Raw genomic sequence first — 17,159 nt, 5'->3', positions numbered from 1 at the left:
CAAAATATACTCCCGGGAGTATATTTCATGCTCTGTAACGGCTGCGAAGAGATGCTGATGCAGGTTTTACTGTCACTTGTTACGCGGAATACCGGCTTTCGGATCATTCAGAAAATCGCTCATGATGCGGGCGATCGTACCGTCGTTGCGCATCGTCGCCAATGCCGCGGTCAACATTCTGGAATTGCGGCTCAGGGCGAAATCGGGCCGGACGCGCAGTACATGAGTGCCGTGCGTAATCACCAGCCGTGAAGTAATCAAATGCTTGCCGCCAATTTTTTCGGCCGCCGCCAGAATTCCCGGCAAACTGCCGACGACGCCTGAAATACGTCCGACGTCCAGCATGCGCAAACCATTTTCCAGCGTGCTGATATCGACTTTCTTGACCCGTTCATCCTGACCAAACGTGCCGTAGGTCATACGGCGTAACATGCCTATTCCCTTGTCCTGCGATTGCGCAATCACGTCGTCAAAACTCGTCATCGCAGTGCCGCTTTTAGCAACCACCACGACCGGAAACTGCGTTACCTCTGCCAGGATCAGGCCGTCATCATCCGTGAAATTTTCCCGGTGAGAAATGCTGTACGCCTCAGTATCAGCAGGAAACAACACAACATGTCGCGGACTGGGCACCACGACAACATCCAGCTGGATACCGGTGCGCTTGCGCAGTTCATTCGCAATACGAATATTGATACCGTCATAACGGCTCGTGCCTTCGACCATGAATGCAAACGGTGCAACCTCGGTCAGATACAGACGAACAGCGCTCGCAGACGATGCCATCAATGAAAATAAGGCAAAAATCATGGCCCGGAAAAGCAATTGGCGCATTTTTTATTCCTTACAGGAAGAACTCAAAAACGAGCGACATGCCTGTGAGTGTAGCGAAGATTTATAAAAATGCAATTTTTTGATTGTTTGCACTGCACACAGAGGCAGATCTTGAAATCGCCGGAATCAGCCTCATTTCGAGGGAAGCGAATTATCCGCCCACGTCTGCACGGGAATCAGCGTGACCAGATCATCACAATATTGAAATCTTTGAGGAAAAATATGTCAGAAAAACAAACTCTTGGCTTTCAGGCCGAAGTCAAACAGTTATTGCAATTGATGATTCACTCCTTGTATTCCAACAAGGAAATTTTCTTGCGCGAACTGATTTCGAATGCGTCTGATGCATCCGATAAATTGCGTTTCGAAGCCATTAACAACGCCGCCTTATATGAAGATGATGCTGAACTGAGTATCAAAGTCAGTTTCGACAAAGCCGCCCGCACAATCACGATTTCCGATAACGGTATCGGTATGAGCAAAGAAGATGCGATTGCGCATCTGGGCACGATTGCCAAATCCGGCACCAAAGAATTTTTCGGCAAACTCTCCGGCGATCAGCAAAAAGATGCTGCCATGATCGGCCAGTTCGGCGTTGGCTTTTATTCCGGCTTCATCATCGCCGACCGCATCACCGTTGAATCGCGCCGTGCAGGCTTGCCAGCCAGCGAAGGCGTGCGCTGGGAATCTGCCGGTGAAGGTGATTTCAGTGTCGAACACATCGCCAAAGCCAACCGTGGTACCGACATCATTCTGCACTTACGCGAAGGCGAAGATGAGTTCCTGTCGGCATGGAAACTGAAATCCGTTATCCGCACTTACTCAGACCATATTTCTCTGCCGATCAAAATGCAGAAAGAAGAATGGGATGAAGAGAAAAAAGAACAGGTATTGCGCGACGAACTGGAAACCGTGAATCAAGCCAGCGCATTGTGGGCGCGCAGCAAATCTGATATCACGCCAGAACAATACGACGAATTCTACAAACATATTTCGCATGATTTCGGTTCACCGCTGACGCATACACATAACCGCGTCGAAGGTCGTAGCGACTACACGCAATTGCTGTATATTCCGGCGCGTGCGCCGTTCGATCTGTGGGATCGCAACAAGCGCGGCGGCATCAAGCTGTATGTGAAACGCGTCTTCATCATGGACGATGCCGAGCAACTGATGCCAGTCTATCTGCGCTTCGTCAAAGGGGTGATCGACTCCAACGATTTGCCACTCAATGTATCGCGTGAAATTCTGCAGGAAAGTCGCGATATCAAAGCGATCCGTGATGGCTCGACCAAGCGCGTGCTCGGTATGCTGGAAGACCTCGCCAATGCTGACGGCGATGATGCACAAGAGAAGAAAGACAAGTACGCCACATTCTGGAAAGAGTTTGGTCAGGTACTGAAAGAAGGTATCGGTGAAGATGCGACCAACAAAGACCGCATCGCCAAACTGCTGCGCTTCGCGTCCACACACAACGATAACGATGCGCAAAACGTTTCACTGGCTGATTACCTGTCGCGTGCCAAAGAAGGTCAGGACAAGATTTACTATGTGACCGCAGAAAGCTATGCGACTGCGAAAAACAGTCCGCATCTGGAAATTTTCCGCAAAAAAGGTGTGGAAGTTTTATTGCTGACGGATCGCGTCGATGAATGGATGCTGTCGTTCCTGACTGAGTTTGAAGGCAAAGAACTGGCGTCCGTTGCCAAAGGCGGCCTCGATCTCGGCAAGCTCGAAGACGAAGCCGAGAAAAAACAACACGAAGAAACCGAAACCGAGTTCAAAGATCTGGTCGAAAAAATGAAAGCGGCACTGGCCGATAAAGCCAAGGATGTGCGCGTCACTTTCCGTCTGACCGACTCTCCAGCTTGTCTGGTGGCCGATGAGCATGACCTCTCCGGTAATCTGGCCCGTATGCTGAAAGCGGCTGGTCAGGCTGCACCGGAATCCAAACCGATTCTGGAAGTCAACCCGGATCACCCGCTGGTACAAAAGCTGAAATACGAAGAAGCCAAATTCAGCGACTGGTCACACATCCTGTTCGACCAGGCCTTGCTGGCCGAAGGCGGTACATTAAGTGACCCAAGCAGCTTTGTGAAACGTCTCAATGAAATGCTGCTGAGTAAGTAAAAAATACGGCAACGTTAAACCGTCGCTTCAAAAAAAATCCCGTTCATTCCAATGAACGGGATTTTTACTATCAACAGTGTTTGTTGTTTGACCAGCTATTGAGCTGACAATGCGCGGACAATGTCCGTACCGTCACTCAAATCAGAAATGTCACTTCGTCGGAAACTTCTTGTCCCGCTGCTGTTTTCGGAACCAGTCCTGCAACATTTTTTCTTCATATTCAAAGCTCGTATGGCCAGAAGGAATATGCATCCCCATCATGAAATTCATGTCTTTGATATCTTCCGTGCCTTCGGCTATCGTAACTCCCTTACCATCGGTCATGCGATAAGTGAGCGACATGCGCGGCCAGTAAATTTCTCTGATAACGCGAATGTCGTTCGCCGTGCCACGCATCATAGGATGAACATCGCCTGCCAGATCAATATCAGTAACAGTAATCTCCCACTTCACATCGTCCGGTAACTTTTTTGCCAGATCGGTAAACACCTGACCCAGCTCTTTCGTCACGCGCTCCTGAAATGCCTCGCGGGTTTCGCTGGATGGGCGTATATCCGTATATTTTTCCGGTGTTTGCCAGGTGATACTGACTTCTCCCGCATACACAGGGGATGTCAGTGCGCCCGCTGTAAGCAGAGCCAGATAAAATTTTTTCATTTTTTTCTCCTGATTCAAATCAAGCAGCAGGTCATCATCTTTACTTCATTCTGTGTTCGCTGATGGCGCGCGTCGTTATGTACAAAACACATGCGTTTCCCGACCCACTACGATAGCGGAAGTGAAAGGATGAAGGTGTTCTTTGTGCGCCGCTAAGGCAAAACAGCCAGCGAATCTGGCCGTTTTGCTCGCTGTATTAACGACGGGTCAACTAAACAACCGTATTAATGTGTCACACGCGTCGTGCGTCCGTTCGACAACAAGCGCACTCTTTCGCCGACGCGGAACAATTCATCGGCGTCTTGCGTAATCGCTCTAAGCTCACCACTGTCAAGTTTGACTGTAATTTCGAGGCCGCGTTTCTGACTGTTGCTTTGCTCGATTTTCTGGCCGATCAGGCCACCAGCCACCGCACCGACTATGCCAGCTGCTATTGAACCGTTACCGCCGCCGATATTGGAGCCGGCAGCAATACCACCCAGCGCCGCACCCGCAGCAGTACCAACACCGGTCTGCCCTTTATCGATGGTCACGTCGCGTACCGATTCCACATAGCCCATGCGTACACTTTGCTCATTCTGCGTCTGACTGGCACGATAAACACTGCCAGAGTTATTTGGTTGGGCGCAAGCACTCAGCAGCGCCACAGCAGTCAGTATCAATACTTTTTTCATTGCGATCTCCATATTCATCAAAACATCATTACAACCTATGATCACACTCTGCATACCTGAGACAGCACGGCGAACAGAAAGTTTCTCTCGCGGCATTGGCTCCATGGCACTGAGTGACATACACAATAGTATAGCCATGCGTCATAATGTTTGCTGATCAGTTTTCAAACAGAGCGAAGATAAATCAAAATAAGCAGAAAAAGCGCGAATTTCACCGCTTCTTATTGTAAGAATGAAAAAAAATCAGCAAATGAGTCAACTAATTTTATCGGGATTCCCCCCTGTCATCGATGAGACCACGCATACCCTGATTCTAGGGAGTTTTCCGGGACAAGCCTCACTGGATGCGCAGCAATATTATGCGTTTCGCCACAATCAGTTCTGGCGACTGTTGTCAGTTGTGTTGCAACAGGATCTGGTCGTTTGTGAGTACCCGCAAAAACTGGAAATGCTGTTGGCGCATGGGATAGGACTGTGGGACATCTTCCGTCATTGCGTGCGTCAGGGCAGCCTGGATGCCGCGATACGCGACGGCCAGTTAAATGACTTTGCCACATTGCGGCACGACTATCCGCAGCTCAGGCGGGTTTGCTTTAATGGTAAAACAGCAGCAAAAATACAAAACTGGTTTCAGACGCAAGGCTATCAAACGCTGGTGCTGCCCTCTTCTTCGCCGGCCAATGCGATGCGCTCTTTCGCAGAAAAAGTACGCGATTGGCAGCAGATCATCAACTGAATCACCACCGCCACATTTTATTTGTCGCTACTGTCACATAGCGCGACAAACTTTTACATGAATTCTGTTTTAGATACAAAAGCAAAAGGTAAAATAGCGCTATGCTAATCAAACGTAAATCCATAGAAGCCGAAGCCAATCATCGGTCCGGCCCCAAGGCTGCGGCCGTAAAAAAATCTCCACGTAAACCTAAATTTGCACCTGTGACTTTGTCAGAGCTCGACGGTGTGCGCTTTTTGCATTTCGGTACTGAATGGGTACAAGGCGCGATGCGCTTGCGCAAACCGGATGCCATCGAACTCGAATACGCGCAACAGATGATGATCTGGATGCTGTTTAATCCAGAACCGCAACATATCGTTCAGCTGGGTCTGGGAACCGGTGCGCTGACAAAATTCTGCTATCGTCAGTTCGAGACCGCGCGTGTTACCGCCGTTGAGCTGAATCCTTCTGTCATCGCCATTTGCGAGAGCATGTTCAAATTGCCTGCGAATGACGACAGACTGAATGTCATCGAAATGGATGCACTCGATTTTGTGAATGATGAGAATAATTTCAATACCATCGATGCGCTGCAGGTAGATCTGTACGATGCGACCGCCAAAGGCCCGGTGCTGGATACTGCTGAGTTTTACCAGTCGTGCGCAGCCTGCCTCAAAGACAACGGCATCCTGACCGTGAATTTATTCGGTGACCACCCGAGTTATGCACGCAATCTGAAAGCCCTGCGCTTTGCCTTTGCCGAAGTCTTATGTCTGCCAGAAGTGCATGATGGTAACGTCGTTGCGGTTGCCTTCAAACACAAACAACAGTTTGACTTTGCTGCATTATATGAACGCGCAAACGAGATCAAAGCGGCGACCAAATTGCCGACAAAATCCTGGGTCAACGGCTTAAAAGCAGCCAGTGATCCGACATAGTTTTGCGCCAGACACTTGCTCACAACCAATCAAATCAGCCAAAGAAAATGAATCCAAAAGCCCCACGCCGCTTAGATCTGCAACAAATTTTCACCTGGCTGATGGCTGATGGCCTGATCCTCAAAGAGGACGCCAAAGCAAAATACAATGAGGCGCAAGGTATTTTGAAAAACGGGCCGTCAACCATGCATCCGCTGACAGCCACCGCGCAATGCAAACTGCTTTCGGCAAAAGCACCGCATACGCAGCTGACACTGGACTGGCTGACCGAATGGGCGGCGGCAAAAGTGCACCTGCCGTTTTACCGTATCGATCCTTTAAAAATTGATTTCACCACCGTCTCTGACGTGATGTCATCAACGTATGCGACGCGCTTTAATATTCTGCCTGTCGAATCAAATGCGAATACGGTGGTAGTGGCGACGACTGACCCGTACAACACGGAATGGCAGGATGAAATCGCGCGGATTTCGCGTAAGGAAATACGTCTGGTACTCTCCAATCCGCTGGAAATTTCACAATACATTGTGCAGTTTTTTTCACTGGCGAAATCGATTAAAGATGCGCGCAAATCCAGCAGTAATGACCTCGGCCTGCGACAAAATTTCGAGCAGCTGGTTGAACTTGGTAAGTCGAATAAACAAGTCGATGCGAATGATCAGCACATTATCAATATCGTTGACTGGTTGTGGCAATTTGCATTTGATCAGCGCGCCTCGGATATTCATCTCGAACCCAAGCGTGATATGGCGGTGATCCGCTTCCGTATTGATGGTGTGCTGCATCAGGTGTATCAGGTGCCGGCAACCGTCATGATCGCGATGATTGCGCGGATCAAATTGCTTGGTCGTATCGACGTGATTGAAAAACGACGTCCGCAGGATGGTCGTATCAAAACCCGCACAGCAGATGGTCAGGAAGTCGAACTGCGTTTATCAACGCTGCCTACCGTGTTCGGTGAAAAAATGGTAATGCGTATTTTTGATCCGGACGTCGTGGTCAAGACCTTACCGGAATTAGGTTTTCCGCTGAACGATGCGAAACGCTGGGACAATCTGACCAAGAAACCACACGGTATTATTCTCGTCACCGGGCCAACCGGTTCAGGAAAAACCACAACGCTGTACACCACACTCAAAGCACTGGCCACATCCGATGTGAATGTCTGTACTGTCGAAGACCCGATAGAAATGGTGGAAGCCTCGTTCAATCAGATGCAGGTGCAATCATCAATCGATCTGAACTTCGCCGATGGCATACGCGCACTGATGCGGCAAGATCCTGACATCATTATGGTCGGTGAGATACGCGACTTGGAAACCGCAGAAATGGCGGTGCAGGCTGCACTGACCGGCCATCTGGTGCTGTCGACCCTGCACACCAATGATGCGCCATCCGCGATCATGCGGCTGCTGGAACTCGGCGTTCCGTATTATCTGCTGGAGGCAACGATAATCGGCATTCTGGCGCAACGTCTGGTCCGTACCTTGTGCGTGCATTGCAAAGTCGCTGATGGCGAAATTCAGGATGCCATTTGGGAAACGCTGGTTGAAGACTGGGGCATCCCGAAACCACAGACCGTCTATCGCCCTGTCGGCTGCCCGGAATGCCGCCAGACCGGTTTTCTGGGGCGTACTGGCCTGTATGAGTTGCTGACCGTGACTTTGCCATTCAGTAAGCTGATCACGGAAAACGCCGATATTCATGCCTTACGTGCGCAGAGTATCAAGGATGAGATGAAGCCCTTGCGCATTGCCGGTGCTTACAAAATTGTCGAAGGTCTGACGACCGCCGATGAAATTCTGAAAGTCACCTCATCGCTGATATAAAACTATTCTCGTCAACTGTTGACTGCGGCAAAAATGCCATCGCGCACCTGCGGATACAGCAAGCGTGCGCCCAGCTCATGTTTAATACGCTGATTCTCGAGGCGACGGGATTCCGACATGAATGACAGCAGCATAGCTGACACTTGTTTCTGTAATTCAGCACGAGGCAGACGTGGCGGGCGCGGCAACTGAAACGCGTCAGCCACCAGATCAAAATAATCCCCCATCCGGATATCGCTGTCGTCCACCGCGTGATACACGCGCTGCGGCAAACCCCGGAATAAGGCCAGCCGGATCAGCCGCGCCAGATCGTCAGCATGAATATGATTCGTGTAAACATCATCGCTGGCAATCAATGCTGGCGTGCCTTTCTGTAAGCGTTCCACCGGCAAGCGATCCGTCGCATAAATCCCCGGCACTCTCAAAATAGATAAGGTGGACTGGCTGCGTCTTGCCCAGCGTCGCAGGCACTGTTCTGCCGCCACGCGTCGCACGGCACGCGCATTTTGCGGATTGATCGCGCGTGTTTCATCAAACTTTGCGCCAGCGCAATCGCCATACACACCGGTCGTGCTGACATAAACAAGACGGCTCTTGTCGGGTAAAATGGCGCTCAAATTCTGGCTGCGGACATCAGTCACGCCGTCAGATCGCGGTGGCGCCAGATGCAGAATACGCGGTGCCAGACCGGACAGACGCCTCAGCGTATGCGGCTGATCCAGATCAGCGACTACCGGTACCGCCCCCGCTGCACGCAGCTCTGCGCAACGCGCAGGCTGACTGGTAACGGCAAAAATACGGAAATGCGCACGCAATAATGGCAGCAGACGCATACCGACATCGCCGCAACCAATGATCAGTAAGCGCGGCTTAGCTATTTTTTTTAACTGTTTTTTCATGCTCAGGATTGTATGACTTTTCAAGTAACCGTGACCCCCAGCGGTCGTCAATTTAGCTGCGACGCAGATGAAACCGTATTATCCGCCGCTTTGCGCGCGGGCATCATTCTGCCTTACGGTTGTAAAAATGGAGCCTGTGGTTCCTGTAAAGGCAAAGTCACTGACGGCACTGTCGTGCATGGCAATCATCAGCAACGCGCACTGACTGAGGACGAAGCAGCACAAGGCATGTCGCTGTTCTGCTGCGCCAAGCCACAAAGCGATCTGACTATCGAAGCGCGTGAACTGGTCGCCAACGATGAATATCCGGTCAAGAAGATGCCGACCCGCATTGCGAAACTGGAAAAATTATCCGATGACGTGATGCTGGTTGCACTGCAACTGCCTGCGAATGAAAAGCTGAATTACCGCGCTGGTCAGTACATAGAATTTTTACTGCGTGATGGCAAACGCCGCAGCTATAGTATGGCGAACGCGCCGCACGATGCGGAACACATTACCCTGCATATCCGCCACATGCCGGGTGGTTTATTTACCGATCAGGTTTTCTCAACATTGAAAGAACGCGACATCCTGCGTTTTGAAGGCCCACAAGGCACGTTTTATCTGCGTGAAGACAGCGACAAACCGATTATTCTGCTCGCCTCCGGCACCGGCTTTGCGCCGATCAAAGCACTGGTCGAACAACTGATCCACACCAAATCCACGCGTCCTGTCGCGTTGTACTGGGGCGGCCGTCGTCCGGCAGACCTGTACATGAACAAGTTATGTCAGGACTGGGCTGCGAAATTACCCGGCTTCCGTTATGTCCCGGTGATTTCCGATGCACAGGCCGAAGATCAGTGGCAGGGTCGCACTGGCTTCGTTCATCAGGCGGTGATGGCCGATCATGCGGATTTATCCGGCTATCAAGTGTATGCGTGCGGCGCGCCGGTGATGGTGGATTCTGCCAAACGGGATTTTGTCGCGCAGTGCCAGTTACCGGCTGACGAGTTCTACGCCGATTCATTCACATCCGAAGCGGATCTGGCAAATTGATCAGGAACGGACAACGCGTGTTCATGCATGCGAAAAACGATGTGCTTGTGCTCTGTTAATCAATTGCTCATCATCTGCGCGCGCATGAACTGAACATCAAGTTTTTTTTCAGCGCACTGCGTAAATTTATTTTGACGCAGTGCGCAAAAAGTCCTACTATCCGCTTTATGAAAATTTTCACCGACATGTCTTCACCAAATATCGCACGACGTCGCAGCTCGTTCTTCGAGCCTGGGACTATGTACGAGTGAGCGTGCGCGGAAGATGAGCAGCACCACAAGTATCAAGCCACAGGCGACACCTGTGGCTTTTTTGTTATTCAGCACCCGATATTAGTCTCTACTACTCTTTTTTACCCCTGCTTTGTCGACTTTAGGAGTCTTGAAATGGAATTCAGCCAGTACAACGTTAACGCTCTGATGTACATCACACCGCGCCCGGAAATCGTTTTTACGGAAGGCAGCGGCATGTGGCTGACGGATAACAATGGCAAACGCTATCTTGATTACCTGCAAGGCTGGGCGGTTAATTGCCTCGGCCACAGCCCTGCCGTGATCCACGACGCACTGGTGGCGCAGTCGAAAAAACTGCTGAACCCATCGCCTGCGTTTTACAACGCGCCGATGATAGAACTGGCTTCGCGCCTGACAGAGCAATCCTGTTTTGACCGCGTTTTCTTTACCAACAGCGGTGCAGAAGCGAATGAAGGCGCGATCAAACTGGCACGCAAATGGGGTCAGCTGAACAAAAACGGCGCGTTTGAAATCATCACCTTTGATCACAGCTTCCACGGTCGCACGCTGGCAACTATGTCGGCCTCCGGCAAACCGGGCTGGGACAAAATATTTGCACCGCAAGTCACCGGTTTCCCGAAAGCGGATCTGAACGATATCGCTTCGGTTGAAAAACTGATCAGCGACAAAACCGTCGCTGTGATGCTGGAACCAGTACAGGGCGAAGGCGGCGTGTTGCCAGCCACGCGTGAATTCATGCAGCAACTGCGCGCACTGACGCAAAAACACGGCATCCTGCTGATCGTTGATGAAGTACAGACCGGCATGGGACGCACTGGTGAATTGTTTGGCTATCAGTTGTCCGGTATCGAGCCTGACATCATGACGCTGGCGAAAGGTATCGGTGGTGGCGTACCGCTCGGCGCCTTGCTGTGCCGCGAGGCAGTCGCCTGCTTCGTGCCGGGTGACCAGGGCGGTACCTACAACGGTGCACCATTGATGACAGCCGTTGGCATCGCGGTACTGAAGGAACTGACCAAGCCGGGCTTCCTCGATGAAGTCAAAGAAAAGGGTGCTTATCTGAGTGCAGAACTGGTGAAACTGTCGGATGAATTCGGCCTGCAAGGCGAGCGCGGCGAAGGCTTGCTGCGCGCGCTGAAACTCGGCGACAACATCGGCGCGCAAATCGTTGAAACAGCGCGCAATATGGAACCCGTCGGTCTGCTGCTGAATTCACCGCGCCCTGATCTGCTGCGTTTCATGCCTGCGCTGAACGTGACGAAAGAAGAACTCGATCAGATGCTGTCCATGCTGCGTGATGTGCTGAAGCAAATCAAAAAATAAGCACTGCACGTCAAGGTTCTGTTTATAAAAAAAAAGCAGCCACGGCTGCTTTTTTTACGTCTGTTTCCTTATTGTTTGCCTGTTGAATGCTGTTTTTCAGCATACTCCCCCCTGTTTTTATGTATTTCGCCTTCATCCCGGCATAAACAAAGGGGCTCAAAACATACTCCCTGGGAGTATTATTCAGGCATTTTCCGGCACTTTTACGGTGGTTTTTCTGCGCTCTTTCAAACGGCGTCAGTCACGCCGATCAATTGCTGGCTTACGGCTTCACCACAAAGTGCATCACCGACAATGCCGGCAAGGTATAACTGAACTGATTTTGCTTGATCGCACTCAGACCTGCACGCATAGTCACGGCCTGGCTGCTCGCGTCCACGCCCCATACCTGCACAGAATTCAGCGCCACCGGATGCGCAATTTGTAAGCTCGCATTCAGCGGTGTACTGAGGCGGTTGATCGCAATCAGATGCACCGTATCCGGCGCTGTCGCACTGACTGCCGCATACACGGTGCCATTGCCGTTATTCGTCGAGACCGCTTTGACTGAGACTTCAGGAAACACCGATTTATTGCCATCGTAATTCCGGAAAATTTTAAATCCTGCGGCAATATAGGCTTCGACATCACCGAAATACGTTGCCAGATGTACGCCCTGCTGACCAAACGCGCCGAGTGCATCGGCCTGCGCAATCGCGCCGCTCACATCATCTCTGCCGCCGAAATCATATTCGGTCACGGCGAGTTTGGTGCCGGGATAAAAATCCGCAATCGACTGCTTAAGCTTGGGCAGAATTTCCAGACCGCGGCCATCGGTAAAGCCGTTACCGCTCTGCGTGATCCAGCTTGGTTCGACGTAGCTGCTGTCCCACAGACTGCGTGAAGCCTGCACGCGATTGGCCGGATCATACGATGCCTGTGAATAGAAATGAAACGAGAAGGCATCCAGCAAACGCTTGCCCGCTGAGGCAGACGCTTTGCGCATTGTATCCAGATAGACGTTGGCAAAGGTCATGCCGTTGTAGCGATAGCGGTCACCGGTATTTTTACTGAGATACGGCTCCATATAATACTGATTCCAGTCTGCTGGCTGATGCGATTGCGAACCATCCCAGACTGCCCACAAACTGAATAAACCCAGATAACCGCTCACTGCCGGACCGAAGGTTTGTGCGGAGCTGTCCATGCGCTTGACTGTTTTGGCCAGCGCCAGATTCTTTTGCATGACATCGCTGATCGTGGTCAGATTCGGGTACAGATTTTCGTGGGTGCCAGCGCCCTGGCTGGATGGCCACACATGCCACAGATCGGGTTCATTATCCAGTTCATAGCCTTTGACACCTTTGGCGGAAGATGCCTTGCCATATTTTTTGACGAGGAAATTAAGCTCTTCGTCGATATACACCACATTGTCGCTCAGCGATGGAGTCAGACTCAGGCTGCCTGCGGCGGCAGGTTTGTCGTTCACAATATCAAGCCAGCGCGTGACATCGACATTCGATGGCCCGGCGGTGCTTTGCCATAACTCGTAACCTTTGCAGCTCGATGGCGGATACAGATTGACGATGTCTTTCGGCAGCTTGCCGGCAGCAGGTAATTGCAGCAAAGAAAACGTGCCCAGCGCCAGCGACTGATCGTGGAACGCTTTAATCCCGGCACCCGGTGCGTAATACGCCAGACCACTGGTGCTGGATGGTTCGCCGGCTCCGGTCGCGTATGTCACTCCGGCATTCGAAGAATGGCACCAGTCGGCACCGGAATTGCTGACACCGTTTTCCCAGTTATAGCTGGTCATATTATTGCCACCGAGACGACGCGACGTCAGATTCAGACTATCCAGATTCGCTTTGCCGCCATGCGCATCCCAGCCTGTGCGACCGTAACCGTCGGCGTAGGCATTGAAGCCGTAGATCAAAGGACTGATGGTTTTGCGCTCGAGCTGAGTATTGATGCTGAAGGTCACATTCTGCGCGATCGCCAGTGACATTTCTGTCGAAATACTGAGGATTGCAAGAACTTTGATGAAGTTGACTGGTCTCATGGCTCTCTCCGCCGGATAACTAAACTGATTGCGCGTTGATGGTCACGTAAGGCAGATCGGCCAACGTGTAAGGAAACAAATGTTGCTCTGCAGATGTTATAAATGGATAGTTGCCCAACATCAACAAAACTTACACTTCGGTAACACTTTTGATGTTTTTTTGTAGGAAAAAAACGGAGATTTGTTTTTCTTACCAGCTTTTTTTGCAATAGCTAAATTAAGCAACAGAACTTACGCCCAGTTGTACCAGCAAGGCATGGCGACGAAGACAGTACGAATAGTACGGCGAGGAGCCATAACGCTGCTGGGGCGGCTGGGCGTCAGTCCTGAGTAAATAATTCCAATCAATTAAGTTAAAGATCATTCACATGAAACTACCCGCTGGCGTCACCCGCTACTTACCTTCCTCTGTTCTGCCGCGCAAACTGAGCAAACGGCAGCCTCTCAACCTTGCTCTCAGTCTCGCGCTTGGGCTGACGATTGGCAGTATTGTTTCGGCGGCGACGGCTGCACCGGCGTATTACCGCTTTCCCGGCATACGCGCAGATACCGTCGTCTTTACTGCGGAAGGCGACTTATGGAAAGTCGGCCTGCGCGGCGGGCAGGCACAACGGCTGACCACCCATCCGGCCGCAGAAACCCTGCCAGCGATTTCACGCGATGGGCGATGGCTGGCGTTTTCCGCCGCCTATGAAGGGGCAACCGAAGCCTATGTCATGCCGGTCAACGGCGGTTTGCCACAACGTCTGACATTTGAAAATGATGTCGTGAATGTGCTCGGCTGGACAGCTCAGGGCGAGGTATTAGTCAGCACACTCAACAGCACCGGGCCCAACGCGCACAGAGTCATTGCAGCGATTGATCCGAAAACACAATTACGCCGCGTCTTCCCGGTTGCTGATGCGAATGAAGCAGCGCTCGATGACAGCGGCCGTTATCTGTACTTCACGCGTTTCGGTCTGCAAATGACCAATGACAATGCAAAACATTACCGTGGCGGCGCGACCGCACAATTGTGGCGCTATGACTTGCAAAGCAAAGCCGAAGCCGTCAATCTGTTTGCCAGCGACAGCAGCAATAACAAGCGCCCGATGTGGTATCAGGGTCGCCTGTATTTCATCAGTGACCGCGATGGCGCATTCAATATCTGGACCGCCAACGCCGACGGCAGCAATCCGCAACAACTGACAACGCATAAAGAATGGGATGTCAGAAATGCCGCCATCGGCGACGGCAACATCGTCTATCAGCTCGGCGCCGATCTGCATGTGTTGAACCTTGCCAGCAAAGCCGACAACACCTTAGCGATCGATCTGACCTCGGATTTTGATCAGCAAAGAAAACGCCTGATCCGCACACCGCTGGAATACCTGAGTGACACCGGTATTGCTGGCAAAAGCGAGCGTCTGATTTTCACTGCGCGCGGTCATGTCACTATTGCAGGAACAGGTCTGCAACGCCGTGTCGATTTAGCGATCCCCGAAAACGCCCGCGCCCGCGCAGCCGTGTTCTCGCACGATGATCAGAGCGTCTATGCGATTGTTGACAGCTCCGGTGAAAATGAAATCTGGAAATATCCTGCCAACGGTATCGGTAAGGCAGAAATGCTGACCCACAATGGCGATGTGCACAGGCTCAATATTTATCCGTCTCCGGATGGCAAATCACTGGCACATACAGATAAACGTGGTCGCGTCTGGCTGCTGGATCTGGCAACGAAAAACAACACCATCATTGATGACGGCGGCAAAGCAGGTTTTGACAGTTACGGTGATATCGTCTGGGCACCGGATAGTAAAACGCTGGCCATCGTGCGCCCGGATAGCAACAGCGGCCGCCAGCAAATCGGTTTGTATTCATTCGCCAGCAAACAACTGCATTTCGTCACCGGCGATCGCTATGAATCGCATACGCCGGTATTTTCCGGCGATGGGAAGTGGCTGTATTTCTTATCTGAACGCCACTTCGAAGTCGGTAATCGTTCGCCCTGGGGTGACCGCAATCTCGGCCCCAGCTTTGACAAACGCACAGGCATTTACGCCCTCGCCTTGCAGGCAAAAAATCGCTTTCCGTTTAAAGCGGACGATGAGTTAAGTAAGCTCAGCAACAAAGCCGACACAAAACCAGCTGAAAAAAATAATGAAAAATCGGCGGAGAAAACGTCGGATACGGATACAAAATCATCTGACACAAAGACCGCAAAAGCAGCCTTACCAGCGATTGAATACGCCGGACTCAGCGAACGTTTGTATCAGGTGCCACTCGCTGCCGGAAATTACCGCGGTCTCGCAACGGATGACAAACGCCTGTATTTTTATGAACAGGAAGGCAATGAAGGACGTGGCACACTCAAGACACTGGCAATCAGCAAAAATCCAGTGCAAGCAGAAGTGTTTGCCAGTGCAATTCGCGAGTTTGATTTGTCTGCAGATAAAAAACATGTGTATTACAGAACCGCTGTCCATAACGGCGCCGGTGATTTTGTGATTGTCGAAGCCGGTGCCAAAGCCCCCAACGATATCAGCAAAGCGAAAGTCAGCATCAATGACTGGAGTTTCACTTCCGACCCGCGTCAGGAATGGCGTCAGATGTTCGGCGATGCCTGGCGTATGCACAGAGATTTTCTGTACGATGAAAAAATGCGTGGTGTGGACTGGAAAAAAATGCGCGACAAATATGCGCCTCTGGTCGAACGCGTGACTGACCGCAATGAGTTGAATGATGTGCTCGCGCAAATGGTCAGTGAAGTCGGCGCGCTGCATTCGCAATTCCGCCCCGGTGATATACGCAAAGCCGCTGCCGAAGGTGCACCAGCGACGCTGGGCGCGGTGTTAGCCCGCAGCAAAGACGGTTACAAGATCGAGCATATTTATCGCAGTGAACCGGAGTTACCAACAGAGCGCAGTCCGCTGGCGCAACCCGATGTCGATGTCAAAGAAGGCGACCTTATTCTGAGTGTTAACGGCAAGCCGGTCATGGAAGCACGTGACATTGCCGATCTGTTGCTGAATCAGGCCGACAAGCAAGTCTTGCTGCAAGTGAAACGCGGAAATCAGGCACCGCACAATGTCATTGTCACACCTGTCAGCATGACGAAACATGCGAATCTGCGTTACAGCGACTGGGAACAAAGCCGCAGTGCGCGCGTTTACGAAGCATCGAAAGGCAAGATAGGTTATCTGCATCTGCGGGCCATGGGTGCGCAGGACATCAATGCGTTTGCACGCGAGTTTTACGCCAATGTCGATCGCGATGGTCTGATCATCGATGTGCGCCGCAATCGTGGCGGCAATATCGACAGCTGGATCATAGAAAAATTATTGCGTAAAACCTGGGCATTCTGGTCGCGTGGGAATAACCGCCCTTACACCAATATGCAACAGACTTTCCGTGGTCATCTGGTGGTGCTGGTCGATGAGCTGACCTATTCTGACGGCGAGACTTTCGCGGCCGGGGTGAAAGCATTGAAACTCGGGCCGCTGGTTGGCAAACGCACGGCTGGTGCCGGTGTCTGGCTGTCGGATGGCAACAGTCTGGCGGACAACGGCATGATACGCGCCGCAGAAAATGCCCAGTTCGGCATGGATGGCCGCTGGCTGGTTGAAGGCGTCGGCGTCACGCCGGATGTAGAGGTCGAAAACATGCCGCATGCAACCTTCAAAGGACAAGATCAGCAACTCGAAAAAGCCCTGCAAATGCTGACCGACAAACTGCGCGAACAACCCGTCAAAAAACTGGTGCCGCAAGCAATACCGCCGCTGAAATAAGTGTTTATCCATCCGCATCAGCGGCAATAAAAAACCTGCGCACACTGAAAATGTGCG

13 protein-coding genes are annotated in these 17,159 nt (G+C 51.6%); 7 read left to right on the top strand and 6 right to left on the bottom strand.

The window, feature by feature from the left end; translation table 11 throughout:
• Nucleotides 1-72: 72 nt before the first annotated feature.
• Entirely contained in the window at nucleotides 73-834 is a 762-nt protein-coding gene (locus ACPAOP_RS12755) for a substrate-binding periplasmic protein (RefSeq protein WP_423708278.1), read from the bottom strand.
• A 222-nt stretch (nucleotides 835-1,056) separates the two neighbouring features.
• On the opposite strand from ACPAOP_RS12755, the gene htpG reads away from it, so the two are divergent.
• Nucleotides 1,057-2,964 carry a molecular chaperone HtpG gene (htpG, locus tag ACPAOP_RS12750; protein WP_423708277.1) on the top strand — a complete coding sequence of 636 codons (1,908 nt, stop codon included), beginning with the start codon at nucleotides 1,057-1,059 and terminating at the stop codon, nucleotides 2,962-2,964.
• Between the two features lie 150 nt (nucleotides 2,965-3,114).
• On the opposite strand, the gene ACPAOP_RS12745 is transcribed toward htpG, so the two are convergent.
• Both ACPAOP_RS12745 and ACPAOP_RS12740 read right to left on the bottom strand, forming a co-directional pair.
• Entirely contained in the window at nucleotides 3,115-3,621 is a 507-nt protein-coding gene (locus ACPAOP_RS12745; protein WP_423708276.1) for a DUF3016 domain-containing protein, read from the bottom strand.
• A 224-nt stretch (nucleotides 3,622-3,845) separates the two neighbouring features.
• Nucleotides 3,846-4,295, bottom strand: coding sequence for a glycine zipper 2TM domain-containing protein (locus ACPAOP_RS12740; protein WP_423679338.1), 450 nt, complete (start codon nucleotides 4,293-4,295; stop codon nucleotides 3,846-3,848).
• A 262-nt stretch (nucleotides 4,296-4,557) separates the two neighbouring features.
• Between ACPAOP_RS12740 and ACPAOP_RS12735 the strand changes: the two genes are divergently transcribed.
• The 3 genes from ACPAOP_RS12735 (at nucleotide 4,558) to ACPAOP_RS12725 (ending at nucleotide 7,780) form a co-directional block, all read left to right on the top strand.
• Nucleotides 4,558-5,031, top strand: coding sequence for a DNA-deoxyinosine glycosylase (locus tag ACPAOP_RS12735; RefSeq protein ID WP_423710018.1), 474 nt, complete (start codon nucleotides 4,558-4,560; stop codon nucleotides 5,029-5,031).
• A gap of 101 nt (nucleotides 5,032-5,132) precedes the next feature.
• Nucleotides 5,133-5,951, top strand: coding sequence for a methyltransferase domain-containing protein (locus tag ACPAOP_RS12730; protein ID WP_423708275.1), 819 nt, complete (start codon nucleotides 5,133-5,135; stop codon nucleotides 5,949-5,951).
• Between the two features lie 47 nt (nucleotides 5,952-5,998).
• The gene (locus tag ACPAOP_RS12725; protein ID WP_423708274.1) at nucleotides 5,999-7,780 is read left to right on the top strand and encodes a GspE/PulE family protein; all 1,782 of its coding nucleotides are present in this window, start codon (nucleotides 5,999-6,001) and stop codon (nucleotides 7,778-7,780) included.
• A gap of 11 nt (nucleotides 7,781-7,791) precedes the next feature.
• On the opposite strand, the gene ACPAOP_RS12720 is transcribed toward ACPAOP_RS12725, so the two are convergent.
• Nucleotides 7,792-8,679, bottom strand: coding sequence for an SDR family oxidoreductase (locus tag ACPAOP_RS12720; RefSeq protein WP_423708273.1), 888 nt, complete (start codon nucleotides 8,677-8,679; stop codon nucleotides 7,792-7,794).
• 12 nt (nucleotides 8,680-8,691) lie between these two features.
• Here ACPAOP_RS12720 and ACPAOP_RS12715 point away from each other — a divergent pair, with 12 nt between their 5' ends.
• Nucleotides 8,692-9,717, top strand: coding sequence for a CDP-6-deoxy-delta-3,4-glucoseen reductase (locus ACPAOP_RS12715; RefSeq protein WP_423679342.1), 1,026 nt, complete (start codon nucleotides 8,692-8,694; stop codon nucleotides 9,715-9,717).
• Nucleotides 9,718-10,103: 386 nt separating this feature from the next.
• The gene (locus ACPAOP_RS12710) at nucleotides 10,104-11,294 is read left to right on the top strand and encodes an acetylornithine transaminase (RefSeq protein ID WP_423708272.1); all 1,191 of its coding nucleotides are present in this window, start codon (nucleotides 10,104-10,106) and stop codon (nucleotides 11,292-11,294) included.
• A 22-nt stretch (nucleotides 11,295-11,316) separates the two neighbouring features.
• Here the strand turns inward: ACPAOP_RS12710 and ACPAOP_RS12705 are convergent, their stop codons facing one another.
• A complete protein-coding gene (locus ACPAOP_RS12705; protein ID WP_423679344.1) occupies nucleotides 11,317-11,454 on the bottom strand; it encodes a hypothetical protein in 138 nt (45 codons plus the stop codon).
• A gap of 102 nt (nucleotides 11,455-11,556) precedes the next feature.
• Complete coding sequence (locus ACPAOP_RS12700) at nucleotides 11,557-13,335, bottom strand: glycoside hydrolase family 44 protein (protein WP_423708271.1); 1,779 nt, start codon at nucleotides 13,333-13,335, stop codon at nucleotides 11,557-11,559.
• Nucleotides 13,336-13,703: 368 nt separating this feature from the next.
• Between ACPAOP_RS12700 and ACPAOP_RS12695 the strand changes: the two genes are divergently transcribed.
• Nucleotides 13,704-17,102: a S41 family peptidase gene (locus ACPAOP_RS12695; RefSeq protein WP_423708270.1), complete on the top strand. Its 3,399-nt coding sequence runs from the start codon at nucleotides 13,704-13,706 to the stop codon at nucleotides 17,100-17,102.
• Nucleotides 17,103-17,159: the final 57 nt, after the last annotated feature.

The sequence above is a fragment of the Undibacterium sp. WLX3042 genome, assembly GCF_049544825.1.
Taxonomy (GTDB): Bacteria; Pseudomonadota; Gammaproteobacteria; order Burkholderiales; family Burkholderiaceae_D; genus Undibacterium.
Note: the sequence above shows the minus strand (reverse complement) of the source record. Positions and strands in the feature narration are given on the sequence as shown.

Excerpts from the sequence above, each read along its gene's own strand:
- ACPAOP_RS12755 (WP_423708278.1), bottom strand. The coding sequence starts at position 834 with ATGCGCCAATTGCTTTTCCGGGCCATGATTTTTGCCTTATTTTCATTG.
- htpG (WP_423708277.1), top strand. The coding sequence starts at position 1,057 with ATGTCAGAAAAACAAACTCTTGGCTTTCAGGCCGAAGTCAAACAGTTA.
- ACPAOP_RS12745 (WP_423708276.1), bottom strand. The coding sequence starts at position 3,621 with ATGAAAAAATTTTATCTGGCTCTGCTTACAGCGGGCGCACTGACATCC.
- ACPAOP_RS12740 (WP_423679338.1), bottom strand. The coding sequence starts at position 4,295 with ATGAAAAAAGTATTGATACTGACTGCTGTGGCGCTGCTGAGTGCTTGC.
- ACPAOP_RS12730 (WP_423708275.1), top strand. The coding sequence starts at position 5,133 with ATGCTAATCAAACGTAAATCCATAGAAGCCGAAGCCAATCATCGGTCC.
- ACPAOP_RS12725 (WP_423708274.1), top strand. The coding sequence starts at position 5,999 with ATGAATCCAAAAGCCCCACGCCGCTTAGATCTGCAACAAATTTTCACC.
- ACPAOP_RS12720 (WP_423708273.1), bottom strand. The coding sequence starts at position 8,679 with ATGAAAAAACAGTTAAAAAAAATAGCTAAGCCGCGCTTACTGATCATT.
- ACPAOP_RS12715 (WP_423679342.1), top strand. The coding sequence starts at position 8,692 with ATGACTTTTCAAGTAACCGTGACCCCCAGCGGTCGTCAATTTAGCTGC.
- ACPAOP_RS12710 (WP_423708272.1), top strand. The coding sequence starts at position 10,104 with ATGGAATTCAGCCAGTACAACGTTAACGCTCTGATGTACATCACACCG.
- ACPAOP_RS12700 (WP_423708271.1), bottom strand. The coding sequence starts at position 13,335 with ATGAGACCAGTCAACTTCATCAAAGTTCTTGCAATCCTCAGTATTTCG.
- ACPAOP_RS12695 (WP_423708270.1), top strand. The coding sequence starts at position 13,704 with ATGAAACTACCCGCTGGCGTCACCCGCTACTTACCTTCCTCTGTTCTG.